Annotated in this window: 22 protein-coding genes and 1 pseudogene; 8 read left to right on the top strand and 15 right to left on the bottom strand. The window is 72.1% G+C overall.

Annotated features, from left to right (window positions below):
• Positions 1-227: 227 nt before the first annotated feature.
• The 3 genes from AB0N02_RS21815 to AB0N02_RS21805 all read right to left on the bottom strand — a co-directional run bounded on the left by AB0N02_RS21815 (position 228) and on the right by AB0N02_RS21805 (position 2,567).
• A complete protein-coding gene (locus tag AB0N02_RS21815; RefSeq protein WP_363949330.1) occupies positions 228-812 on the bottom strand; it encodes an SH3 domain-containing protein in 585 nt (194 codons plus the stop codon).
• A 405-nt stretch (positions 813-1,217) separates the two neighbouring features.
• Complete coding sequence (locus AB0N02_RS21810) at positions 1,218-2,207, bottom strand: zinc-binding dehydrogenase (RefSeq protein ID WP_363949328.1); 990 nt, start codon at positions 2,205-2,207, stop codon at positions 1,218-1,220.
• 84 nt (positions 2,208-2,291) lie between these two features.
• The gene (locus AB0N02_RS21805; RefSeq protein WP_363949326.1) at positions 2,292-2,567 is read right to left on the bottom strand and encodes a hypothetical protein; all 276 of its coding nucleotides are present in this window, start codon (positions 2,565-2,567) and stop codon (positions 2,292-2,294) included.
• 531 nt (positions 2,568-3,098) lie between these two features.
• Here AB0N02_RS21805 and AB0N02_RS21800 point away from each other — a divergent pair.
• Both AB0N02_RS21800 and AB0N02_RS21795 read left to right on the top strand, forming a co-directional pair.
• A pseudogene (locus tag AB0N02_RS21800) lies at positions 3,099-3,584 on the top strand (hypothetical protein); the annotation flags it as partial.
• Between the two features lie 75 nt (positions 3,585-3,659).
• Positions 3,660-3,986 (top strand): helix-turn-helix domain-containing protein, encoded by a 327-nt coding sequence (locus tag AB0N02_RS21795; protein ID WP_363949722.1) that lies wholly within the window; start codon positions 3,660-3,662, stop codon positions 3,984-3,986.
• On the opposite strand, the gene AB0N02_RS21790 is transcribed toward AB0N02_RS21795, so the two are convergent.
• On the bottom strand, positions 3,971-4,471 hold the full coding sequence (locus AB0N02_RS21790) for a hypothetical protein (RefSeq protein WP_363949323.1): 501 nt from the start codon (positions 4,469-4,471) through the stop codon (positions 3,971-3,973). The two genes, AB0N02_RS21795 and AB0N02_RS21790, sit on opposite strands and share 16 nt — an antisense overlap.
• Before the next feature lie 541 nt (positions 4,472-5,012).
• On the opposite strand from AB0N02_RS21790, the gene aspS reads away from it, so the two are divergent.
• Positions 5,013-6,344, top strand: a complete 1,332-nt coding sequence (gene aspS, locus AB0N02_RS21785) for an aspartate--tRNA(Asn) ligase (protein ID WP_363949321.1) — start codon at positions 5,013-5,015, stop codon at positions 6,342-6,344.
• Positions 6,345-6,500: 156 nt separating this feature from the next.
• On the opposite strand, the gene AB0N02_RS21780 is transcribed toward aspS, so the two are convergent.
• Both AB0N02_RS21780 and AB0N02_RS21775 read right to left on the bottom strand, forming a co-directional pair.
• Positions 6,501-8,471 carry a tetratricopeptide repeat protein gene (locus AB0N02_RS21780; protein ID WP_363949318.1) on the bottom strand — a complete coding sequence of 657 codons (1,971 nt, stop codon included), beginning with the start codon at positions 8,469-8,471 and terminating at the stop codon, positions 6,501-6,503.
• A gap of 42 nt (positions 8,472-8,513) precedes the next feature.
• A complete protein-coding gene (locus AB0N02_RS21775; protein WP_363949315.1) occupies positions 8,514-8,711 on the bottom strand; it encodes a BTAD domain-containing putative transcriptional regulator in 198 nt (65 codons plus the stop codon).
• 361 nt (positions 8,712-9,072) lie between these two features.
• Between AB0N02_RS21775 and AB0N02_RS21770 the strand changes: the two genes are divergently transcribed.
• Entirely contained in the window at positions 9,073-9,747 is a 675-nt protein-coding gene (locus tag AB0N02_RS21770) for a hypothetical protein (RefSeq protein ID WP_363949312.1), read from the top strand.
• Between the two features lie 356 nt (positions 9,748-10,103).
• Here the strand turns inward: AB0N02_RS21770 and AB0N02_RS21765 are convergent, their stop codons facing one another.
• From AB0N02_RS21765 to AB0N02_RS21755, 3 genes are all read right to left on the bottom strand, one after another.
• Positions 10,104-10,583, bottom strand: a complete 480-nt coding sequence (locus AB0N02_RS21765) for a DM9 repeat-containing protein (RefSeq protein WP_363949309.1) — start codon at positions 10,581-10,583, stop codon at positions 10,104-10,106.
• Between the two features lie 166 nt (positions 10,584-10,749).
• Positions 10,750-11,040, bottom strand: coding sequence for a hypothetical protein (locus tag AB0N02_RS21760; RefSeq protein ID WP_363949306.1), 291 nt, complete (start codon positions 11,038-11,040; stop codon positions 10,750-10,752).
• A 30-nt stretch (positions 11,041-11,070) separates the two neighbouring features.
• Complete coding sequence (locus tag AB0N02_RS21755) at positions 11,071-11,523, bottom strand: carboxymuconolactone decarboxylase family protein (protein ID WP_363949303.1); 453 nt, start codon at positions 11,521-11,523, stop codon at positions 11,071-11,073.
• Between the two features lie 98 nt (positions 11,524-11,621).
• Here AB0N02_RS21755 and AB0N02_RS21750 point away from each other — a divergent pair, with 98 nt between their 5' ends.
• Complete coding sequence (locus AB0N02_RS21750; protein ID WP_363949301.1) at positions 11,622-14,402, top strand: BTAD domain-containing putative transcriptional regulator; 2,781 nt, start codon at positions 11,622-11,624, stop codon at positions 14,400-14,402.
• Between the two features lie 138 nt (positions 14,403-14,540).
• On the opposite strand, the gene AB0N02_RS21745 is transcribed toward AB0N02_RS21750, so the two are convergent.
• Both AB0N02_RS21745 and AB0N02_RS21740 read right to left on the bottom strand, forming a co-directional pair.
• Entirely contained in the window at positions 14,541-15,089 is a 549-nt protein-coding gene (locus AB0N02_RS21745) for a phosphatase PAP2 family protein (protein WP_363949298.1), read from the bottom strand.
• Positions 15,090-15,132: 43 nt separating this feature from the next.
• Positions 15,133-15,573 (bottom strand): hypothetical protein, encoded by a 441-nt coding sequence (locus AB0N02_RS21740; protein ID WP_363949296.1) that lies wholly within the window; start codon positions 15,571-15,573, stop codon positions 15,133-15,135.
• Between AB0N02_RS21740 and AB0N02_RS21735 the strand changes: the two genes are divergently transcribed.
• Complete coding sequence (locus AB0N02_RS21735) at positions 15,572-15,922, top strand: GerMN domain-containing protein (protein WP_363949293.1); 351 nt, start codon at positions 15,572-15,574, stop codon at positions 15,920-15,922. The two genes, AB0N02_RS21740 and AB0N02_RS21735, sit on opposite strands and share 2 nt — an antisense overlap.
• Positions 15,923-16,087: 165 nt before the next feature.
• Here the strand turns inward: AB0N02_RS21735 and AB0N02_RS21730 are convergent, their stop codons facing one another.
• Positions 16,088-17,245 (bottom strand): acyltransferase, encoded by a 1,158-nt coding sequence (locus AB0N02_RS21730; protein ID WP_363949290.1) that lies wholly within the window; start codon positions 17,243-17,245, stop codon positions 16,088-16,090.
• Positions 17,238-18,227, bottom strand: coding sequence for an alpha/beta hydrolase (locus tag AB0N02_RS21725; protein WP_363949287.1), 990 nt, complete (start codon positions 18,225-18,227; stop codon positions 17,238-17,240). Before AB0N02_RS21725 ends, AB0N02_RS21730 begins: the two co-directional genes overlap by 8 nt.
• A 132-nt stretch (positions 18,228-18,359) precedes the next feature.
• Between AB0N02_RS21725 and AB0N02_RS21720 the strand changes: the two genes are divergently transcribed.
• Together AB0N02_RS21720 and AB0N02_RS21715 are read left to right on the top strand one after the other, a co-directional pair.
• Entirely contained in the window at positions 18,360-19,565 is a 1,206-nt protein-coding gene (locus AB0N02_RS21720) for a sensor histidine kinase (protein ID WP_363949285.1), read from the top strand.
• Positions 19,562-20,218 carry a response regulator transcription factor gene (locus tag AB0N02_RS21715; protein ID WP_363949283.1) on the top strand — a complete coding sequence of 219 codons (657 nt, stop codon included), beginning with the start codon at positions 19,562-19,564 and terminating at the stop codon, positions 20,216-20,218. The genes AB0N02_RS21720 and AB0N02_RS21715 overlap by 4 nt, the downstream gene beginning before the upstream one ends.
• A 153-nt stretch (positions 20,219-20,371) precedes the next feature.
• On the opposite strand, the gene AB0N02_RS21710 is transcribed toward AB0N02_RS21715, so the two are convergent.
• Positions 20,372-21,124 carry an amino acid ABC transporter ATP-binding protein gene (locus tag AB0N02_RS21710; protein ID WP_363949720.1) on the bottom strand — a complete coding sequence of 251 codons (753 nt, stop codon included), beginning with the start codon at positions 21,122-21,124 and terminating at the stop codon, positions 20,372-20,374.
• A gap of 41 nt (positions 21,125-21,165) precedes the next feature.
• On the bottom strand, positions 21,166-22,074 hold the full coding sequence (locus tag AB0N02_RS21705; protein ID WP_363949280.1) for an amino acid ABC transporter permease: 909 nt from the start codon (positions 22,072-22,074) through the stop codon (positions 21,166-21,168).
• Positions 22,075-22,076: the final 2 nt, after the last annotated feature.

The following is a 22,076-nucleotide window of genomic DNA, read 5'->3' as shown; positions in this document are numbered from 1 at the left end:
GCTGTTAACCACGACCCCCAACCTATTGGGCGCCGGGCGGGGCGGGGCCCCCGAACCGCCCCCGCCCCCCCCACGACGGCCCTCCTGACAGCGGCTGCCGGCGGGGGCCGGGTCCGGCACCCCGCGGCGGCACTCCGGCGCCCGGCGGGCATCGCCTCCGGTGCGACCGGCTGGGCCACTCCGCCCCCGGCCGGTGAACGGCGCCGGGAGCGGAGAGCCGTGGGAGGTTATCGGTGCGGCCCGGTGACCTTGTGGAGGTAGTGGGCCGAGACCCAGCCGTGCCTGCCGTTGGCAGACTTGATCTTGATCCACCCCCCGGCCGGAGCACACGCGCCGGCACGCCGGCCGTTGCCCGCCCGCAGCGAGCCGACCCGGTGGAACCGCAGCCCGGGACCGGAGCGGACGCTGAGGAAGCTGGAGCGCCGCACGTGGGCGACCCGGTAGACGCAGGCCGGCCTCGACCGGCCGGTGGCGCTGGAGGGAGTGGCGACCCTGCGCAGGTCTTTGGCCGGCACCCAGCCGGTCGCACCGGCGGCGGAGGTGACCCGGACCCAGCCGTTGACGCTCGTGCACGCACCGGTGAGTCGGCCGTCGGCCGTCGGCAGCGTGCCGACCGTGCGGAACGTCTCCCCTGCTCCGGAGCGCAGAGGAAGCGTCGTACCGGAGCGCACGCCGGTGATCCGGTAGGTGCAGACGGGGGCGGAGGCGCCGGTGAGGGCACCGACGGGGGCGGCTCCGGCGGGAAGGGCCGCCGGGATCAGGCCGCCCACGGCGAGGAACACGGCTGCGGCGGCGGTTCGTTTCGCGGTCATCGTGGTGTGACTCCCTTCGATGGGCACCTGCTCTGGCACGGGACGGCCAGCGGGCCGGGCGGGGATGCCCGACCAGCGGTGCTCACAATGAGTATTTGCCTGACTACTGAACATGTAAACACCTGAACAGATGAACAACTATTTTTTATGGGCACCTCGACTGTCGGGACGGACAACGCCGACGAGGCAGGCCGGCACCGCAGCGCCGGCCGCGCACCGGAAGGTCCGGACGTACCGGGACGACCGGATGATCGATTCCAAGGGGCGGCGGCGGGAAGACGTGTGATCAGAGCCCTGCGGGCCCGGCCCGCAAGAACGAATCCCCGCCGGCCGCACCGCGCACGGTGAGGCGACGATCATGAACGTCGTCGCCCACGGCGGGCTGCCCCGCAGGTCCCGGCCCGGTCACGGGTGCAGCACGAGCCGGCCGTCGACGCGGCCCTCCTCCACCCTGCGGTGCGCCTGGACGGCATGCGACAGCGGGAGGCGGTCGGCGACGCGGGGGCGCCACCGGGTGGTGCGCAGCAGGTGGGCGACACCGTCGGCCGCGGCGGCGAGGTCGGCGGTGGAGGCGTTGCTGATCGCGAACCCGACGATGGCGGCGTCGCGGGTGTAGAGCCGGCCGAGCGGCAGCACCGGCGTGGCGTGCAGGCCGGCCATCGCCACCAGACGCCCGCCGTGGGCGAGGAGGTCGACTCCGGTGGCCAGGTCGCCGTGCCCGGAGGTGTCCACATGGACGTGGTAGCCGCCGGGCGCGGCCGCGCGCAGGCCGTCGGCGAGATCCGGGTCGTTGTAGTCGAGTACCTCCGCGGCGCCCAGCGCACGGACGGCGGCGAAGTCGTCGGGGCGCGCGGTGGCGACCACCCGTGCCCCGGCCGCCGCGGCCAGGGCCACGGCGGCGGAGCCGACGTTGCCGGCCCCGCCGCCGACGTACACGCTCTCCCCGGCCCGCAGCCGCCCGTGCCGGAACAGGGCGAGCCAGGCGGTGGCGGCCGGGTGGGCGGCCGCCACCATGTCAACCGGGTCGGCCTCCGGCGGGATCGGATACAGCCGGTCCGCGGCGACCGCGGCGTACTCGGCGAAGGAGCCCTGCCGGCCCGCGTGCCCGAGGCTGTTGCACCACACCTGCTGCCCCGGTGTGAACCCGACCGCGCCGGGGCCCGCGGCGGCGACCTCACCGGCCAGGTCCCGGCCGATCACGAACGGCGACGGCATGGGCGTGGGGTAGGCGCCCGACCGCACGAAGACGTCCACGGGATCGACGGCCACCGCCAGCACCCGCACCAGGACGTCGGTGGGACCGATGACCGGCACCGGTATCCGTCCGTACCGGATGGCCTCCGCCGGGCCGGGCCCCGTGACGTAGGCGGCATGCATGTGTGCGGGCAGGGACATCGGGTGCGCTCCCTCGTGTTCGCGGTCCTCGGGTGTTCACCTACGCTCCCCGAGCGGTGCGGTGGAGTGGAAGAACCGGCACGCTCATCCGGTGCCGGATTCCGGGGAACAACGGTATCGAGCGGTGTGGTTCCGCAGCTCTGGCACCGCCCATGCGATCGCCGCCACGGTCACTGTGGTGAGCGCCCCGCCGGCGCAGATCACCGTTCGGGGATCGAAGATCGCCGTGGCGGTCCCGTGCACCAGGTTCGCGATGTGCGGGCCTCCGAAGAGTACGACGGTGAGCGATCCCTGGACCCGGCCGCGCATGACGTCGTGGGTGTGCGCCTGTGTGATGGCGTTGCGGAAGGTGCTCAGCACGAAGTTCACCGATCGCGGGACGGCGCCCGCGGTACCGCGCAGCCGGATGAGCAGGCGGCAGCGGCGGCAGCCCGGCGACGGCCCACACGACGACCGGCAGTGCGACGGCGTCGAACAGGTACAGCGTGCCGAGCCCGACAGCGGGTATCAGGGCACCGGCCAGTACCGGTCCGAGGATCGATCCGGCGTAGCGGGTCAGAGAGCTGAGGCCGTTCGCCGCCGGTAGGAGCTCGGCCGGGACGAGACGGGGCACCGCGGCCGGCCGCAGCAACCCGAGTTCGTCGCCGCCGACGGACGGTCCCCGGCCTCTCGTTCCGGCCACTCCCTAAACCCCTTTGTTCAGGGAATCGCCTGTTGCGTAATCCCGCATGGAAGAGTAACCATTCCTGTCAGATCACAGGACGAAAGCGGATAACGCTTCATATGACACGAGGGATGATTGATGCTTGAAAAAGTGTTCCACAGCGAAGATCTGCCACCGGCCGACCGTTTTGCCTCCTGGTATGAAATGACCACGAAGTCCTATCACCCCACTCTCCTGGACACCCGCCACCGATCCGACTTCAGGGGGAAACGCAGATGGTGAATCTCCGATCCGCACAGATCCTCACATCCGTTCACTCCCCACTCGTCAGCCACCGCACCGCCAGGCTGATCAGGAAGTCCGATCCGGAAATGTACGTGCTAGGGCTCGTGCGAAGAGGAAACATCATGTTCTCCCAAGAGGGTCGCGACATCGTTCTGGGCGCACACGATTTCCTGCTGTACGACACCTCCAGGCCTTTTCTGGCCGAGGCCGACGCCGAGAACGGAGCGTGCGCGCAGATCACGGCGCATTTCCCCAAGGCGTCGTTTCCACTGCCCCCTCGCATGATGGACGACCTGATCTCCAGATGTCTGCCGAGCGGGGAAGGCGTGCGCAGCCTGCTCAGGGTGACCCTGGAGCACCTGGTCTCCGACCGCTGCCGATTACGGCCCGCGGACGCCTCGCGGGTGGAGGGCGTTCTCCTGGAACTCATCACCTCGGCCGTGGCCGACGAACTCGGCGCGGGCTCCCTTGTGCCGCCCGAAGCGCACACCACGGCCCTGAGCATGCGGATCCGTTCCTTCATCGAACAGCACCTCGGTGACCCACGACTCTCCCCTTCCCTGATCGCCGAGGCGCACCACATCTCCCTGCGGTCTCTGCAACGGATCTTTCAACGGGACGACCAGACCGTGGCCGACTGGATCCGTCACCGGCGTCTGGAACGATGCCGCCGCGACCTCGCCGCTCCCCTGCTCAGTGCCCGGCCCGTCCACGCCATCGCCGCCATGTGGGGATTTCCGTGCCCACAGCACTTCAGCCGGGCATTTCGGGCAGCCTATGGCATGTCACCCCAGGAGTACCGCCGAGTGGCCTGCTACGGGGAGGCATGAGCGGCACGGCCATGCCCGTGCGTGGCCGTACGCGTCACGATGCGGAGACTCCTCCCGGCACTGTCGCGCGCGTACATCAACGACGCGGGCAGCTCAGGCCCGCCGATCCCGTTGCAGGACCTCGTGGAACCTCCGTTGCTCAGGTAGCCCTGGGGAAGCCACCCCTGTCTGCTGCTCCCGGCGACCCGCGCGTACGTCCAGCGGTGGCCGTAGCCGTTGACGGCGTAGCACCAGTAGTAGAGATAGGTGCCCACCTGCGCGTAGGTGGCGTTGTCGCACTCGGCGTAGGGACCGACCTTCATGTTCCCGGCCCTGACCACCTCGCCCGTCCTGTCGTCGTAGTTGCTGTGAATCCAGCCGCCGCAGGTCGGCCGCGCCGCCTGGTCCGCCCCGCCGTCCGGGTCCGGGTCTAGGTCCGCCTGCGCCGGGAACGTCGCTCCCACGGCCACGAGCAAGGCCGCCGCGACCAGTGCGCCGGATCGCACGATGGATTTTGTGACCACCATTTCATTTCCCCTCGTAGGTTTCGCGAACCGTCCGGTAGAGCCGGAACGGACTGTCGCCGATCGATCGTCTCCACGCTGCGAGCCGGTTGAGACTCACGATCGGATATCTCGACTCTGGTGGGCGGGCGAGGGGAATTCACTCCCATGGCGCGCCCAGTGCTTAACCACAGGCGACATTCGGTGGTGAGCGGAGCTCGCGCGACCCGCGCCGATTGTTGTTGCGAGACGTGATCGCGCCCGCGTAGTCTTCCGGCAACACGTTGACGGAGACGAGTAGTCACCGGTCCAGGACAGGTGGGAGAGAGCCGCCGGAAGCTGCGAAGGCGGACCTGTCCCCGGTGGCGAAGACCCTCCCGAGTGCGGGGAGGAACGGCGTCCGCGCCCAATGCCCCGCCGGCCGGCCCCCGTTACCGGGCCGTCGAGGCCGCCGTCGTCACGGCGGTGAAAGTGCGGTGGCACCGCGAGTTCCCTTCTCGCCCGCACTCCCAAGGGATCACCACTCACTGACCAGAGGTTTGTGATGATCTCCGCAACGACAACCGTCCCGTCCGTCCACCGGACCCTGGCCGCGGAACTTCCGCGCCACATCGGCCGGCAGGTGACCGTCCAGGGCTGGCTCCACCGCAGGCGGACCCTGAAATCCGTGACCTTCCTCATCCTGCGGGACCGCTCCGGCCTGGCCCAGGCCGTGGTCACCGAACCCGAGGCCATGACCTCGGCCGGCGACCACCCCGAAGAGACCGTCCTGCAGGTCACCGGAACCGTGGTCGCCAACCCCCAGGCCCCCGGCGGAGCCGAGGTGACCTCCCCGGAGGTGACCGTTCTGTCGGGACCGGCCGCGGCTCCGCCGTTCGACCTCTACCGCCCCGCGGTACCGGCCACGCTGCCGACCATCCTCGACCACGCCCCGGTCACCCTGCGGCACCCGCTGCTGCGCGCCCCCCACGCCGTCTCCGCGGCCTCGGTCGCGGGTTTCCGGGCGGCGCTGGACGCGCTCGGCTTCACCGAGATCCACACGCCCAAGGTGGTGGCCTCCGCGACCGAGTCCGGCGCCAACGTCTTCGCGATCGACTGGTTCGGCACCCGCGCCTACCTGGCCCAGTCTCCGCAGTTCTTCAAGCAGACCATGGTCGGCGTCTTCGAGCGCGTCTACGAGACCGGCCCTGTCTTCCGGGCCGAACCCCACGACACCGTACGGCACCTGGCCCAGTACACCTCGCTGGACGCCGAACTCGGCTTCGTCACCGACCACCGGGAGGTGATGGCGGTGCTGCGCGAGGTTCTCGCCGGCATGACGAGCGCCGTCGAACAGCACGCCGGCGAGGCGTGCGCGCTGTTGAACGTCGAACTGCCCGACGTCCCGGAGCGGATCCCGGAGATCCACTTCGCCCAGGCCCAGGAACTCCTGGCCGCCCACACCGGCGAAGACCCCCGGGGCGAACCGGACCTCGCCCCGGCCCACGAACGCTGGCTGTCACAGTGGGCGCTGCGCGAGCACGGCAGCGAGTTCCTGTTCGTCACCGGCTACCCGATGGTCAAACGCCCCTTCTACACCCACCCCGACCCCGGCAGGCCGCAGTACTCCAACAGCTTCGACCTGCTCTTCCGCGGCCTGGAGCTCGTCACCGGCGGTCAGCGCCTGCACCGTTACGAGGACTATCTCACCGCCCTGGCCGCTCGCGGGGAATCGCCCGAGCCGTACACCGGCTACCTGTCCGCCTTCCGGCACGGCATGCCCCCGCACGGCGGTTTCGCCCTCGGCCTGGAACGGTGGACCACCCGGCTGACCGGGGCCGACAACATCCGCCGCGCCACCCTGTTCCCACGCGACCTCCACCGCCTGACCCCGTAGCACCCCCCGGCGGTGCCCCTCACCCGGGCACCGCCGGCCCGTTTCCCGGATTCCGGCCTCTCATCGGGACGGCGCGCGGGACCGCTCGGCCGGGCGGCCCCGCGCGCCGTCCGCCACCGTCAGAACCTCCGCACCGCTCCCCCGTGCCGGACGCCGTCAACGACCTCTGCTGATGGCCGCGGGCGCCTCCGGGACGGGCTGGGCGAGAACGGCCTCCGCCTCCTCGGCGGTGAGGTCGCCGCACTCGCAGAGGATGTCCAGGGCGGCGCGCCACCGGGCACGCGCGAAGTCGGATTCACCGAGGTCGTGCAGCGCCTGCGCCAGTCCCCACAGCTGCTCGGCCTCACCGGAACGGTTGCCGGTCTCGCGGATGACCTGCAGGCTGTCCAGGTAACGGTCGAGGGACTCGCGGATCCGGCCGGCCAGCCGTACGGCCCGGGCCAGGTCTCCCAGAACGAGGCCGAGACGGTACCGGTCGCCCAGGGCCCGGAATATCTCGGCGGCCTCCTCGTGCGCCACGATCGCCTGGTCGTGGTCACCGATGCGCTGATGGACGAGGCCCAGGTTGGACAGGGCCCGGGCCTGCCCGCTGGAGTCCCCGGCCTCCCCGAACAGCAGGATGCTGCGTTCGTGGCAGCGCGCCGCCTCGGGCAGGTCTCCGCGCAGGCGCGCGACGAGGCCCAGGTTGTTCAGGGCCCGGGCCATCTGGTGCCGGTTGTCGAGTTCCTCCCACAGCCGGAGCGCGTGGCCGAACTCGGCGACGCTCTCGTCCAACCGGCCGGTGTTGCCGTAGGCCATGCCCAGCAGGTTGTGGGCCCGCGCCTCCAGAACCCGGCTACTGCCGCGGGCGGTCCGGACCGCGATGGAACTCAGCCGGATCAGCTCCGTCCAGCGATCGCGGACCATCAGCGCCGGATACGCCTGCAGGGCGCACAGGGCGATGTCGGCGGCGAGTTCGCCGGAATCGGCCAGTTCGGCCATGACCGCCGGCAGATGAGGGGCCACGAAGTCGACCCAGGCACTCGCCTCCGGGCGGTCGCCGAACGCGAAACCCGCGGGGTGGATCGGCGGCGGCCCCACCGTGAGCGCGGACGCCTCCTCCGGGTCCAGCAGGAGGCTGGCCTGGTGGGCAAGGGCCAGGTAGTGGTCCAGCACCCGGCGCCGGGCGGCGCTCCACTCGGCGGCGCCGGCCCGCAGGCGGGCCTGCTCACGGGCGTAGAGCCGGACCACGTCGTGCATCCGGTAGCGGCCGGGAACGGGCGAGTCGACGAGGCGGGCGTCGACGAGCTGTTCCAGGATGGTTTCGGCGGCCGTCCAGGGCAGGCCGGCGAGCGAGGCCGCCAGCGGCGGGTCGAGCTCCGCCACACCGACCATCGCGAGAGACGCGAAGACCCGTGCGCCCTCCTCGCTCGCCTCCCTCAGGCTCACCGCGAGGCTCGCCCGTACGCTCAGTTCACCGGCCTGTAGTTCGTTCAGGCGCCGGTGCTCCTCGGCCAGCCGGTCGGCGATCGCCCGGATCGGCCAGCCCGGGCGGGCCGCCAGCCTGGCGGCCACGATGCGCAGCAGCAGCGGAAGGCGCTCGCAGAGTCCGACGACGTCGCCGGCGGCCACCGGATCGGCGGCCACCCGCCCCTCGCCCGTCAACCGCCCCAGCAGCGTCACCGCCTCCCCCTCGGCCAGCGGTTCCAGATGCACGAACTCCGCTCCGTCCAGTGTGGCCAGCACGCTCCTGCTGGTCACCAGCGTCACGCATCCGCGCTCCGCGGGCAGCAGCGGACGGACCTGCTCGGCGGAGAAGGCGTCGTCGAGCACCAGCAGCAGACGCCGCCCCGCCAGCACCGAGCGCCACAGCGCGCTCGCCGCCCCTGTTTCGCCGGGCACATCCGTGCCCGGCACACCGAGCTGGGGCAGCCACTGGACGAGGACGTCGTACGGCGTCAGCGGCGCCCCTCCGTCCGCCGCGCCCTGCAGGTTGACGTAGAGCTGCCCGTCGGGGAACCCCTGCGCCATCCGATGGCTCACGTGGAGCGCCAGCGCGGACTTCCCGACCCCGGCGACTCCGTCCACGGCCACCACGTGGGCGTACCGCGACTCGCCCGGATCCAGCATCTCGCGGAGGACCCTCACCTCCGTGTCCCGGCCGGTGAACATCGGCGGCGGTGCCGGGAGTTACCGCAGCGCCAGAGCCGGATCGATACCGAGATCCTCCGCCAGGCGCCGCCGGAGGTCCCGGTAGTGGTTCAGGGCGTCGGCGGAACGGCCGCAGCGATACAGGGCCAGCATGAGCTGGCCGACCAGGCGCTCGTCCATCAGCCGGCTGTCGGCCCGCGCCTCGACGCCACCGAACAAGCCGAACTCCACTGCCATCCCGTTCACCCTTCCAGCTGGAATTCCGGTCCGAGACAGCTGGTCCGATCAGCTGGTTCAAGGTTGGCCCAAGGTTCGTTCACAGGCAACGGCGCACAGTGAGTCCCGTTCCACCGGAAAGCGGAAGGGCGGACGCCGGAAACACGGCGATCACCAGAAGCGGGTGGTTCACCGGAAAGCCGAAAAGACCAGAACACCTCAATTCCATCCGGCCGTGGAGACGCGTTCTCCCAGAGCGCCCTCGCGGCGACCCACCGACCGGGCCGACGAAACGATCGCAGGCCGGCGGGCCGTTTCGCCGGCGGAGATCCCGCCGCCGGGACGGAACAGAATCACGTCCGCCCCAAGGAGATCACCCGGAATGTCCATCAACCGCCTGTTCCTGATCGCAGCGATCGCGGTGGTCGGCACGGCCGGAACCTTCGTTCCCGTCTCGGCCGCGCCGGACGGCCCCGCGGGTGAGCGGCCCGCGGTGGCCGTCGGCGCGGGGGAGGTCCCGCAAAAGGTCGTCGACATCGTCAACCGCATCAACCGGAACAGCTTCGCGCATGCCGGGAAGCGGCTTTCGGACGAGGACCGCGCCACTCTCGTCAACAAGTATCCCCAGTGGGCCGACCGGATCGTGGACCCGGACCAGCAGACTCCTCTCAGGCACGAAAGCCTCGAGCCCGCCCGCGGCAACGCGGCCCGGAGCACCTATTGCAAGACCCACGACCGCTACATCGACTACTACAGCGTGACCGGTTCGAAAATCGTCGAATGGCACCACAGGCTCTACTACTGCGTCAGCGACGAGAAGGTCGGCGGCGTGGAGCGGAACACCTACATCAAGAACCAATCCGGCGGCTGGGAAAAGGGCGGATTCACCATCAACTCCGGAGTCGGCAACAAGACCACCTGGTACGGCTCGGCGTTCGAGGAGAGGATCCGGCAGTGCATGATCGTCATCCCCTGCGTTTCCTGGGCCTACCCGTACAGCGAATTCGTGGTGAACGGCAGGACGAAGCACGTGGACCACTACTGGCGTAGGGGCTGACGGCCTCGGAGACGAACTCCGGGAAACGGTTCCCGGAGCCCGCCACGGCCCTCCTGCGGATCCGCGCCCCACGTCCGGCCCGCCCTCACGATCCGCCCATCACCCCATCACCCCATCGCCCCGGCGCCCCGGCGCCCCGGCGACCACCGGACACGCGGATCAGACCCGATGACGCGAGGGCGGGCTCACCGGCAACAGGGGCGCCGGTGAGCCCGCCCGGGAGGAGGGGGCCGGAAACAGCCGACGAGCTACGCCTGCGGGACGGGTTCTCCCGCCTCGTGGGGGCGCTCGGACGCCGTGGCGCGGCATGCGCCCGGGGTGTGCCGACGACCCTTTCGAGGAAGTACGGCGGTGAGTCAGTGGCGCTGCCAGTCGAAGGCGGGGTCGCCGTCGATGTACTGGCCGGGGCAGAGGATCGAGAACCGGGATATCCACAGTTCGCCGCCGCCGTACGGAATGGCGGCGGCCGTCCAGTCCGCCCGCCACTTCCCGAGGTGCAGGCCACCGTTGTGGTAGGCGCGGGCGGCGTACAGCGGGGTGCCGTCGGCTTCGCGGCCGCAGACGATCGCGTCGCCCGGAGAGCCGCCGGGGACGTTCCACACGCCGCCGGAGTCGTCGCTCAGCCGGTGTGTCCAGACTTCGGCCCCGTCGACCCACACCTCCTGACCGCCGTAGACGATGGCGGCCTTGTGCCAGTCGGCCCGGATCTTCCCGAGGTGCAGGCCGCCCGCGTACGCGGCCCGTGCGACGTAGAGGATCTGATGGTCCTGTTCGAAGCCCGCCTGTCGTGTCTCCGGCGGTAGCCCGTTCCAGTGAGTAAAGCGTGCTGCAACCATGTGATTACTTTCCGTCACGATGTCGCGTACCGCAATACTTCGGCGGCCGTCCGGGCCGGTGATCTCGCGGTCCGTCCCGGCGACCCGCCGGTACGGGTGACGGTGTGGCGCCGCACTCGTCCGGGCTGCCCCCGGGGCGGGCTCGCCCGCCCGGCGGCGTGGCCGTTCAGCGCTCGTCGACGACCCGGCCGTTCAGGGCGGCGCCGTCCCCGGTGAGGGCCATGGTCAGCGGCGCCTCCGGGAAGGTGGGCAGGGCGGCGAGCGCGGCGCCCAACTGCCCGGCGGTCTCCCAGTGCCAGGTGTCGGTGTAGGTGCCGTCCTCGAGCCGGATCAGCACGGCGCGGACGAGCCCGGGGTGCCCCTCCCTGACGGTCGCGATCAGCGAGCTCCGGCGGGCCAGGAACTCCTCCAGGTCGGCATCGGCGACGGAGTAGCGGTGCGAGCGGACGACGGACATGTCTCTGTCTCCTGTGTGGGGGGCGGGGGCTTACCAGCTGCCGGCGATCTGCCGGATCGGGGCGTTCAGGCGGTTGAAGAGGTTGGTGATGGCGATCATCAGCAGGATCGAGGCCAGCTGCTGCTCGTCGAAGTGGTCGGCGGCGTTGTCCCAGACCTCGTCGGAGACGGCGTCGGCGCGGTCGGCCAGCCGGGTCGAGGCCTCCGCCAGCTCCAGCGCCGCCCGCTCGGCGTCGGTGTAGTACGGAGCCTCGCGCCAGGCGGCGACCAGGCCGATGCGCTCGTCGCTCTCGCCGAGCTTGCGCAGGTTCCTCAGGCCGGCGTCGACGCAGAAGCTGCAGCCGTTGACCTGGCTGACCCGCAGGTGGACCATCTCCATGAGCTCCTGGGGGAGCCCCTGCGAGTGAGCGGCCTTCATCAGCTCCTGGATCGGCTTCATCACGGCGGGGATGATCGTGGCGGGGTTCTTCATCCGGGCTTCCATCGTGTTTCCTCCGTATCGGTTCGTGTGAGATCTACAGTGGCCGCCCGGATTGATACATTCGCTATGCGCCCACGATGCGACGGTGACGGGGAGGAACGGTGCTGCGCTTCACCCTTCTCGGCCCCGTCCAGATGATCGTCGACGGCGCGCCCCTGACGAGCGTCGCCCCACGTCACCGGGCCGTACTGGCCTACCTCCTGCTCAACGCCGGCCGGGTGATCAGCATCGAGCGGCTGATCGACGCGATGTGGGGCCACGACCGGCCCGACACCGCCCGATCGCAGATCCACGCCTCGATCACCGCGATCCGCAAGGCGCTGCGGGGTGCGGGAGCCGTGGAGCTCCTCGAGACGCGGGCCGGCGGCTACGTCGCGCAGCCCGGGCCCGGGCAGGTCGACGCGCAGGAGTTCACCGAGCTGGTGGCCGCCGGCGAGCTGCGCGAAGCCCTGGGTCTGTGGAGCGGCGAGGCGCTGGAGGACGTGCACGCGCACTACGTCACCGGCGTCCGGGAGCTCTGGAACGACCGCCGGCTGTCGGCGTACGAGCGTCTGGTGGAGGGTGAGCTCGCCGCCGGACGGCACGGCGACCTGCTCGACGAGCTCGCGGCCCAGGTGACCGCCACCCCGCTCCGCGAGAAGCTCAACGGCCACCTCGTCCTGGCCCTGCACCGGGCGGGACGGCAGGCCGACGCCTTGGCCGCGGCGCGTTCCTACCGTACGGCTCTCGCGGACGAGCAGGGCCTTGACCCCGGGCACGCCTTCACCGAGCTGGAGCGGGCGGTCCTGGCGGATGATCCGGCCTTGCGCCTGGCCGACGCGGCACCGGTCGTTTCCGGCCCGCCGCGCCGCTCCACCTTCCTGCCCTACGACATTCCCGATTTCTCCGGACGGACCGCCGAGCTGGAGCGGCTCGTGGGTGAGCACCGCGGGACGACGGTCGTCACGATCGACGGCATGGCCGGGGTCGGCAAGACCACGCTCGCCGTCCACGTGGCCCACCGGCTGGCCGCCCGCTATCCGGACGGCGGGGTCTTCATCGACCTGCAGGCCCACACCGCGGGCCGGGAGCCGATCGACGCCTCCGCCGCGCTGGAGGCCCTTCTCCGCCAGCTCGGGGTGCCCGCCGACCGCATCCCGGTCACACCGGCCGAGCGAAGCGCCCTCTGGCGCGCCGAGCTGGCCGATCGCCGCGTGCTCGCCGTACTGGACAACGCCCTCGACGCCGAGCACGTGCGCCCCCTGCTGCCGGGGCGCTCCGACACCCTCGTCCTGATCACCGGCAGGCGCCGGCTCGTCGACCTGGACGGCGCCCACGCGCTGTCGGTCGAGGTGCTGGGCGAGGAGGACGCCGCCGAGCTGTTCCGCCGGATCGTGGGCGAACGCGCCCACCACGAGCCGGACGCCGTGCGCGAGGTGCTGCGGCTGTGCGGGCATCTCCCGCTCGCCATCCGGATCTCGGCCGCCCGCCTCCAGCACCGCCCGCGCTGGACCGTGTCCTACCTGGCGAGCCGGCTGCGGGATCATCGCCGCCTCCTGGACGGGGTGTCGGCGGCCTTCGCCCTCTCCTACGGGCAACTCCACGAGGCCGAGCAGCGCATGTTCCGCCTGCTCGGGCTGGTGCCCGGCCGCGACATCGACCCGTACGGCGCGGCCGCGCTGGCGGGAATCCCTGAGGAGGAGGCCGAGGATCTCCTCGAAGGCCTCCTCGACGCCCACATGCTCCTGCAGCTCGAACCGGGCCGGTACACCTTCCACGACCTGCTCCGTGAGCACGCCCGCTCGATCGCCGAGGACGACGGCGCCGTCATGCGGCTGCTCGCCTACTACCTGCACCGCTCCCGCGCGGCGATGGACCGGCTCTTCCCGCACAGCGTCAGCCGGCGGGAGGGTATCCCCCGGCCGACCACCCCGATCGCGCCCATCCGCGACGCCGCGGAGGCGATCTCCTGGCTCGACGCCGAACGCTCCAACATCATCGCGACCGCCGTCCACGGACCCGAGATCTGCCTCGGCTTCCTGGCTCTGGCGATGCGCCCCTACCTCGACCGGCAGGCGCACCACGACGACGCGCTCACACTCCACACCCTGACGCTCCAGCGCAGCCTCAAGCTCGGCGACCGCGTGGTCCAGGCGCGAGCGCTCACCGACCTGGCGTGGACCCACTGGCGACTCGGCGAGTACGAACGAGCGGAGGAGCACGCTCACCAGGCCCTCGAGGCGTGCGAGGAGGCATACGAGCGAGCCCGGGCACTGCTCACCCTGGGGAACGTGGCCCTGCGCCGGCGGCAGGACACGCAGGCGGAACGGTACCTCAAGCAGGCACTCGACCTCACCCGGATCGGCGCCGACACCTGGGGCGAGGCCCACGTGCTCGGCATCCTCGCCCTCCTCCTCGACCGGGCCGGTCGTCCGGAGGAGGCCCGGCGCCATCTCGACCTGGCACTGGCGCTCCACCGCAAGGTCGGAAACCCGGCCGGAGAGGCGGTGACCCTCAACCACCTCGGCGTCGTCCTCCGGCACCAGGGCGAACTCGCCCAGGCACGCACCCGCCACGAGCTGGCCGCGGCCCTCTACCGCACGCTCGGCAACACCGCCGACGAGGCTGCCGCGCTCAACGGGCTGGCCGAGGCGGCGGGCGACCCTGTCCGGGCGGTCGAGGAACACACGGCCGCCCTCGCGCTCGCCGACCTGACGCGCAACCGGCCGGAGCGGGCACGCGCCCACGACGGGCTGGCGCGCGCCCACCTCGCACTCGGGCACCCGGAGCGGGCCTGTGAGCACGGGCGGCTGGCTCTCGCCCTTTACGGGGAGCTCGGTGTCCCGGAGGCCGAGGAGGTCCGCGTCCTCCTGGAACACGCCGGACGTACCGCCGGCGTCTGAAGCCCGGCGGGCGACCGGACGTCTCCGGCCTCGCCCCGGACACCGGCCGGGCCTCGAATCCCCTCCGGACCCATGATCGAGTGGCCTCGACCGGCGCGCAGCCGGGCCGGGAGGACGCGCTTCACCCCGTGGACCGGCTCATCGATGCGACAGACGCGTTCGCGCGAGACGTACCGCGGGGGTGACGGCGCCCACCATGAGCAGCGCGAAAAGCGGCGCGAGCACCAGCCCGAGCAGGTAGCCCGCCGCCACGTCGTGGGGGTAGTGCACGCCCACGAACACCCGCGAGAACGCCATGACCGCCGCCAGCGGCAGTACCACCCAGGCCAGGGCGCGCCAGGCCAGAACGAGCGTGGCCGCCGCGCCCGCCGCGATCACCGAGTGGTTGCTGGGGAAGGACCAGTCTCCGGACGGCGGGCAGGCGGCGATCGTCGTCACCCCGCCGCGGCACGGCCGGTCCTCCCGGACGACGAGCTTCACGGCCTCGCTGACGACATATGCGAACACCACTCCGGCCGGACCCGCGATCACAAGGGCGAGGTCACGGGCCGGGCCCCGCCAGGCCCGCCACGCCGCGAACCCGTACAGCGCCACGAACAGGAACAATCCGGCGTCGGTGCCGACTTCGGCGAGCGTGTGGAGCCAGGCGGGGGTGGTGAGGGCGAAGCCGACGATGTCGTGGTACACATGTGTCCTATCGTGAACGAACGATGAACACGACCTTACGGCCTCACTGACGGGACACGGCGCCATGGCACGGCCGGCGGTCGCCCGCACCGCCTTCCCCAACGGCGTACGCGGCGCTCGGCGCGGCACCGCGCACGGCTCCTGCCTGGGAGATCACCGCCGGGTCGCCGAGCGGACCGTGATCCACCCGGCCGCGCCGGAGCCGGTGACGCCCGTCACCGATCCGGTCTTCAGCCGGGTCTTCCTGCTTGTCGCCGCCCCCGGGCCGCATCTGGTCCCCGTTCCCGGTCACGTAGCCCACGCCGGGGTGGGGCAGTCGTCGTGGTGGCCTGCCGCCGCTGTCCGGGCGGTACTCGAAGTGCCACCACTCGTTGTCGTAAATGCGGTAGAGGTCGTAGCGGGCACCGTGTTCCTCGAGCCAGCGCGCGCCTTCGCGGGGGCGCACGTCCAGCGCGACGCCCTTGACATGCGTCGCACCGGCCATGAAGACCACCCTCTACCTGGTGAAGAACGGCCGGCTCAGCGCGGTGACGCGGCCCGGTCGTGGGCTGTCCCAGGCGGACGTGCTCGCGCTGCTGGCAGCCGGACCCACCGCGACGGAACAGGCGCACGGACTCACCACCGGCGTCCCGCCCGATGCCGGCCCGTTCTCGGTGACCGCCAAGCCGGCAGGCCACCTGGTGGTGACCCTGTCCACTCCGGCCGGCGAACTGTCCACACTGGCCGTCGAGCAGATCGTGTGCACGGTCGCCGCCACGGCACCGGGAAGCCCCGCCCGGATCACCGTCGTCGGTGCCGGGCGGAGCATCGGCCCCCGCGACTGCCCGGCGTAACGGTGGCGACCTGTCCACTGCTCAGGACAGATCGCCGTGGTCCTGGCCGGATTGAGTGGAGCGTGCGACCGGCGGTGTTGGAGAGGACGAGGTCGATCGAGACGCACTCACCCCTGTTGCCACCGGTCGAGCGGGTGCTGGGACCGGAGCGTCCGAACACGCCGGCTACCCGGCAGGACCTTGCCCGGTGGACGCGGAAGGCGCGGGGCGGTTCCCGACTTCGCCCGGCCGTCCCCGTTCATGGGTGCGGAAGGCGGTCCGGCACACCAGTAACGCCGCCGTGAACACCGGCAGCCAGGCCAGCCGGGCGAGCACCCAGCCGGGGTTTTCCGGGACGGTGTGCAGGCCGGGCAGGAGTTCACCGGTGAGCAGGCCGGTCGCGGTGACGGCGATCATCGCGGTCTGGTGCCACAGGAAGATCGTCATCGCCGAGAGGTTGACCGACGCCACGACGGCCCAGGCCGCGGGGCGGCGCAGCACCCGGCGCAGCGGGTCGAGCAGCAGCAGGGCCGCTCCGCTCTGGGCCAGACCGAAGCAGACGGCGGCGAGGGTGGGCGGAGCCTGGTTGGAGACGCGGGCCCCGGGCACTCCGACCATGGAGGCGGGGTAGCCGGCCCACAGCACGAGCGCGGCGGTGGCGGCGGCCCCGCCGAGCAGCAGCGCCCATCCGGTCGCGCGGCCGGACAGGGCGCCGCGGCTCCAGGCCGCGCCCAGGCAGTACGGCACCAGCCACCCGGCCGCCACGTTGATCCAGCCCGGCCAGGAGGGCCCGCTTAGCCCGAAGCGGAGCAGATCCGTCAGCGCCACCACGGCCAGCGGCCACAGCGGGTGCAGCCGCACCACCAGCGGGGTCAGCGCCGTCAGTCCCGCGAAGACCAGCAGGAACCACAGCGGGGACAGCACCAGCCTGACCAGGATGATCACGGTGTCCGGGGAGACCCCGGAGGCGAGCATCACGACCGCCGCCGCGCCCCACACCGCCACCAGCGCGGCGACCGGCCGGAACAGCCGGGCCATCCGGACGCCGAGCCACCGCCGGTAGCCCATGCCCCGGGCGCGGGCGCGGGCGAGACCTCCGGCCGCCATCCACCCGCCCACCAGGAAGAAGACCGCCATGGTCTGCAGCACCCAGGACAGGGGTGCCAGAGCGGGCATCTGCCTGAGCGGGCTGGTGACGCGCAGCGTGCCGCTGTCGGCGACCAGCGCGGTCACCAGCCAGTGGCCGATCACCACGCCCAGGATGGCGAATCCGCGCAGCGCGTCAGCGGCGCGGTCGCGGCCGGGCGGAGTCGCCGCGTCGATGCGGCGGACGAGCTCACGCACCGCGGACCTCCCCGGCGGGAAGCCGCCCGGAGACGATCCGGGCGATGTTCCGCAGCGACGGGAAACCGAGTCTCAGGTAGTCGCTGTGACCGCCGTCGCCGGCCGCGAACACCCGGGCGCCGAACTCCGGCGAGACCGGATCGGCGCCGAACCCGATGACGGCGAAGGGAAGGCGGATCCGCGTGTGCGGCACGCCGGCGATCCAGTCGCCGGCGCCCCGGCCCGCCCATACGGCGGCCCGGGTGCGCAGCCCGGCGGCGTTGTCGGCGGTGGTTCCGGCGCTGCCGTACAGGACGATGTTCGCGACGTCCAGTCCGGCCGAGGCCCGGCCGCAGACCACCGAGCCGTAGGAGTGGCACAGCAGGGAGACCCGGGCGGCGGGCCTGGCCGTCCGCAGCGCCCGCACGAAGACGCGCAGGCCGGGGGCCGCCTCGTCCGCCCGGGCGGGTGTCAGGGCCTGCGGGCTCACGGTGCTCGGCGTCCGGTAGCCGAGCCAGGCGACGACGGCCGCCCGGGTGCCGAGTTCCCGCTGCAGCCTCATCGAACCGCCTCGCAGGAGCCCGTACCTGTCGAGGTCGGTGTCGGCGCCGGGAACCAGCACGGCGATCCACTCGGCCCGGGACAGGTCTCCGAAGACCTCGACGGCGCGGCCGCCCTCACGGCCGTCGAAGGACAGGAAGCGGCGTTCGGGGGCCGCCATGACGCGCAGCGCCGCAGCCCGCAGCCGGTCGCCGTGCCCGGCGGCCGTCCGCTCGGCCGCCCGGATGGCGGCGCGGCTGACGGTGTACCGCTCGTCCAGGGCCGCCGGGGTCACGGCCGGCAGCGGGGGCAGGACGGCCGGGACGGGCGCCGGGACGGCCGCGGGGCGGGCCGTACCCGTCACCGGCACGGCCACCGAGACGGTGACGAACGCGGCGAGCAGGGTGCGGCGCAGGCGGCTCCCGTGCCGGTGGCGCGCCGCCGGTTCACTGGTTTCGGTCACCTCACGAAGGTGTCCCAGGCCGTGCCCGCGCCGCATCGGACCGCCGGTCGCATTCGCCGGCGCACCGGTAGACCGTGGATGTACGCCTCCGGTCCAATGCCCCGGCGTGGAACGCCCCGCTACGATCGGCGCATGGACGTCACGCCCCCGCTGCCCCCGCTGAGGCGTGTACCGCCCGGCGTCTGGACGGTCGTGACCTGGGGCGCGAGCATGGCGTTCACGTTCCTCATGCGTGTCAGGCTGCCCGGCGAGTCGGCGCCCTCCGTGGTTTCCGGAGTCCTGCTCTACCGGTGGGACGGGCTGACGTTCCTGCTGGCGGCCACCGTCCTCGCGCTGGCCGGAGGCGCTCTGCTGAGCCGCCGGCCGCTGCCCGCGCTGACCCTGCTGCTCGCCGCCTCCGTCGTCGCGTCGTTCCCCCTCGGCGTGGGCGAGATCCCCCTGGCCCAGTTCCTGGCGGCCGACGTCGCGCTGTACTTCGTCGCGGCCACCCGGCCGCGCCGGACCGGGGTCGCCGCCGTCGCCATGGCGCTCACCGTGCTCGCCGGTTACCTGGCCGCGCGGCTGCTGTCCGGCTGGAGCATCGGGACCTCGGCGGAGCTGGCCGTGGCCCTGACGGCCGTCATCGCCTGGCTGGGCGGCGACTCGGCCCACCGGGCCCGCGAGTACGCCGAGAGGCTGACCGCCCAGGCCACGGCCCAGGCGGTCACCGACGAGCGGCTCCGGATCGCGCGTGAGCTGCACGACATGGTCGCGCACAGCATCGGCGTCATCGCCCTCCAGGCCGGTGCGGCCCGGCGGGTCATCGACACGCAGCCGGTGCGGGCGCGCGAGGCGCTGGGTGAGATCGAGACGGTCGGCCGGGAGACCCTGTCCGGGCTGCGCCGTACGCTCGGTGTGCTGCGCCGGGCCGAACCGGGACGGCAGGGGCGGGGCGGGGTGCTCGATCCGGGGCTCGGCCTGGCGGACGTCGACCGGCTCGCCGCGACGACGACGGAGGCCGGTCTCCGCGTCGACGTGCGGTGGCTGGGCGAGCCGCGTGCGCTGCCCGCGGAAATCGACACGTCCGCCTACCGCATCGTCCAGGAGGCGCTCACCAACGTGATGCGCCACGCGGGCTCCCCCTCCTGCCGGGTGTCCATCGGCTACCGTCGGGAGGAGCTCTCCATCGAGGTCGTCGACGGCGGCGACGGCCGTACCGGCGCCGCGGGGAGCGGGTACGGCCTGGCCGGGATGCGCGAGCGGGTCGGCCTGCTGGGCGGGGAGTTCTCCGCCGCGCCGCGCCCCGAGGGCGGCTTCCGGGTGGCGGTCCGCCTGCCCGTGCCTGCGGGGGTCCGATGACCGTCCGCGTCGTGCTCGTCGACGATCAGCCCCTGGTCCGTACCGCGCTGCGGACGGTCATCGCCGACGTCCCCGACCTCGAGGTCGCCGGGGAGGCCGGTACCGGGGAGGAGGCGGTCCGGCTGGCCGAGAGCCTCCGCCCCGATGTCGTGGTGATGGACATCCGCATGCCCGGCATGGACGGTGTCGAGGCCACCCGGCTGATCACCGCGGGCCCCGGCACGGCGCGCGTCGTCGTCCTGACCACCTTCGACGAGGACGACCACGTCTACGGCGCGCTGCGCGCCGGCGCGTCCGGCTTCCTCGTCAAGGACATGGCGCTGGACGACATCCTCACGGCGATCCGTGTCGTCGCCGCCGGCGACGCCCTGATCGCGCCGGGCGTCACCCGCAGGCTGATCGAGGAGTTCGCGGCCCGTCCCGCGCCCGCCCCGCGGCGACGCCCGCTCGAAGGCGTCACCGGGCGGGAACGCGAGGTGCTGACCCTCGTCGGGTGCGGCCTGTCCAACGCCGAGATCGCCGCCGAGTTGTTCATCAGCGTCGCCACCGTCAAGGCGCATGTGACACGGCTGCTCGCCAAGCTCGGTGCCCGCGACCGTGCGCAGCTCGTCATCGCCGCCTACGAGACGGGCCTGGTGTCACCGTCCGGCTGACCGGGGCGAGGTCGGCCCGGGGCGGCCCCTCCGGAAGCGCGGGCGGCCACCGTACTCCCGCGGGCGGCCACCGTACTCCCGCGGGCGGGTGCCTGCGGGAGCACGGTGGCCGCCCTTCGCGGTCAAGAACCCGCGGCCGGGCGGAAGGCGCGATCAGGAGGCGCGGCGTTCCTCCGGGCCGAGCACGCTGGACAGGAACGCCCTGGTCCGTTCGTGGCCCGGGGCGGCCAGGAGCTCGCGGGGCCTGCCCCGCTCGACGACCACGCCGTCGGCGAAGAAGGTCAGCCAGTCGCCGACCTCCCTGGCGAAGGCGATCTCGTGGGTCACCACGACCATCGTCATCCCCTCGGCGGCCAGGCCCTTCATGACCTCCAGGACCTCGTCGACCAGCTCCGGGTCCAGGGCGGAGGTCGGTTCGTCGAACAGCATCAGCGCCGGGTTCATCGCCAGCGCCCTGGCGATGGCCACCCGCTGCTGCTGGCCTCCGGAGAGCTGGTGAGGCCGCTTGTGCGCGTGATCTGCCAGGCCCACCCGGTCCAGGTGCTCCATGGCCAGCGCCCGTGCCCGCTCCGCCGGGGTGCCCAGGACGTGGACGGGACCGCAGGCGACGTTCTCCAGCGCGCTGTGGTGGGCGAACAGGTTGAAGCGCTGGAACACCATGCCGATGTTCCTGCGGAAGGCGGCGAACTCCTTGGGAGTCCAGGGGTGGTACCTGCCGTCGCGCAGGGTGTGGCCGACCTCCTCACCGAGCACCCGCAGGCTGCCGCCGAGCACCGGCTCCAGGCCGTTGAGGCAGCGCAGGAACGTGGACTTGCCCGAGCCGGAGGGGCCGATGATGCAGCTCACCTCACCGGAGGCGACGGTGAGGTCCACGCCGTTGAGCACCTGCACGTCGCCGTAGCCCATCCGCACGCCCGAGGCCTGTACGACCTGCCCGTCGGGCGCGTTCACGCGGCCGCCTTCGGCAGAATCCTGGAGGCCAGGCCGCCGCCGCGCACCAGCCGTACGGCCTCGGAGCCGAAGCGGCGTTCCAGCCTGCCCTGCAGGAAGGTCGCCACGGCGGTCATGAGCATGTACCACAGGCTCGCCACGATCAGCAGCTCCATGATCAGGTTGTTCGTCTTGTAGATCTGGCTGGCGTTGGTCATCAGGTCGTGCCCGGCGACCACGTAGACCAGCGAGGTGGTCTTCAGCATGGAGATGAACTCGTTGCCGGTGGGCGGGATGATGATGCGCAGCGCCTGCGGCAGCACGATGACCCGCATCCGTTTGGCCGGGGTCATGCCCAGCGCGTAGGCCGCCTCGGTCTGGCCGTGGTCGACGGCCTGGATCCCGGCGCGCACGGTCTCGGCGAAGTAGGCCGACAGGTTCAGCCCCAGTCCCAGCATGGCCGAGGTGAAGCCGGTCATCACCAGGTTGGTGTCCCACTTGAGGCCGATCGCGGTGAACGGGATCTTGAGCACCAGCGCGGGGAACAGGAAGGCCAGGTTGTACCAGAAGATGAGCTGCACCAGCACCGGCGTGCCGCGGAAGAACCAGATGTAGAGCGTGGCCAGCCCGCTCAGCACCGGGTTGGGCGACAGCCGCATGATCGCGATCACCACGCCCAGCACCAGCCCGAGGACCGTCGCCAGCACCGAGATTTCGACGGTGACCCAGACCCCCTCCAGGATCCGGTCGTTGAGCATGTACTCGGCGACCTTGCCCCAGTCCAGTCGCGGGTTGACCACGACCAGGTAGACCAGCCAGCCGACGGCGCCCAGCGCGGCGGCCGCGGCCAGCCAGCGGCCCCAGTGCCGGGTCCGCGCGACGGGGATCGGGGTGCCCGACGCGTCGGTGATCGGTTCGGTCCGCACGG

It is taken from the genome of Streptosporangium sp. NPDC051022 (assembly GCF_040683035.1).
In the GTDB taxonomy this organism is placed as follows: Bacteria; Actinomycetota; Actinomycetes; order Streptosporangiales; family Streptosporangiaceae; genus Streptosporangium.
The sequence above is the reverse complement of the archived record's forward strand: the minus strand, read 5'-3'. Positions and strand labels throughout refer to the sequence as shown.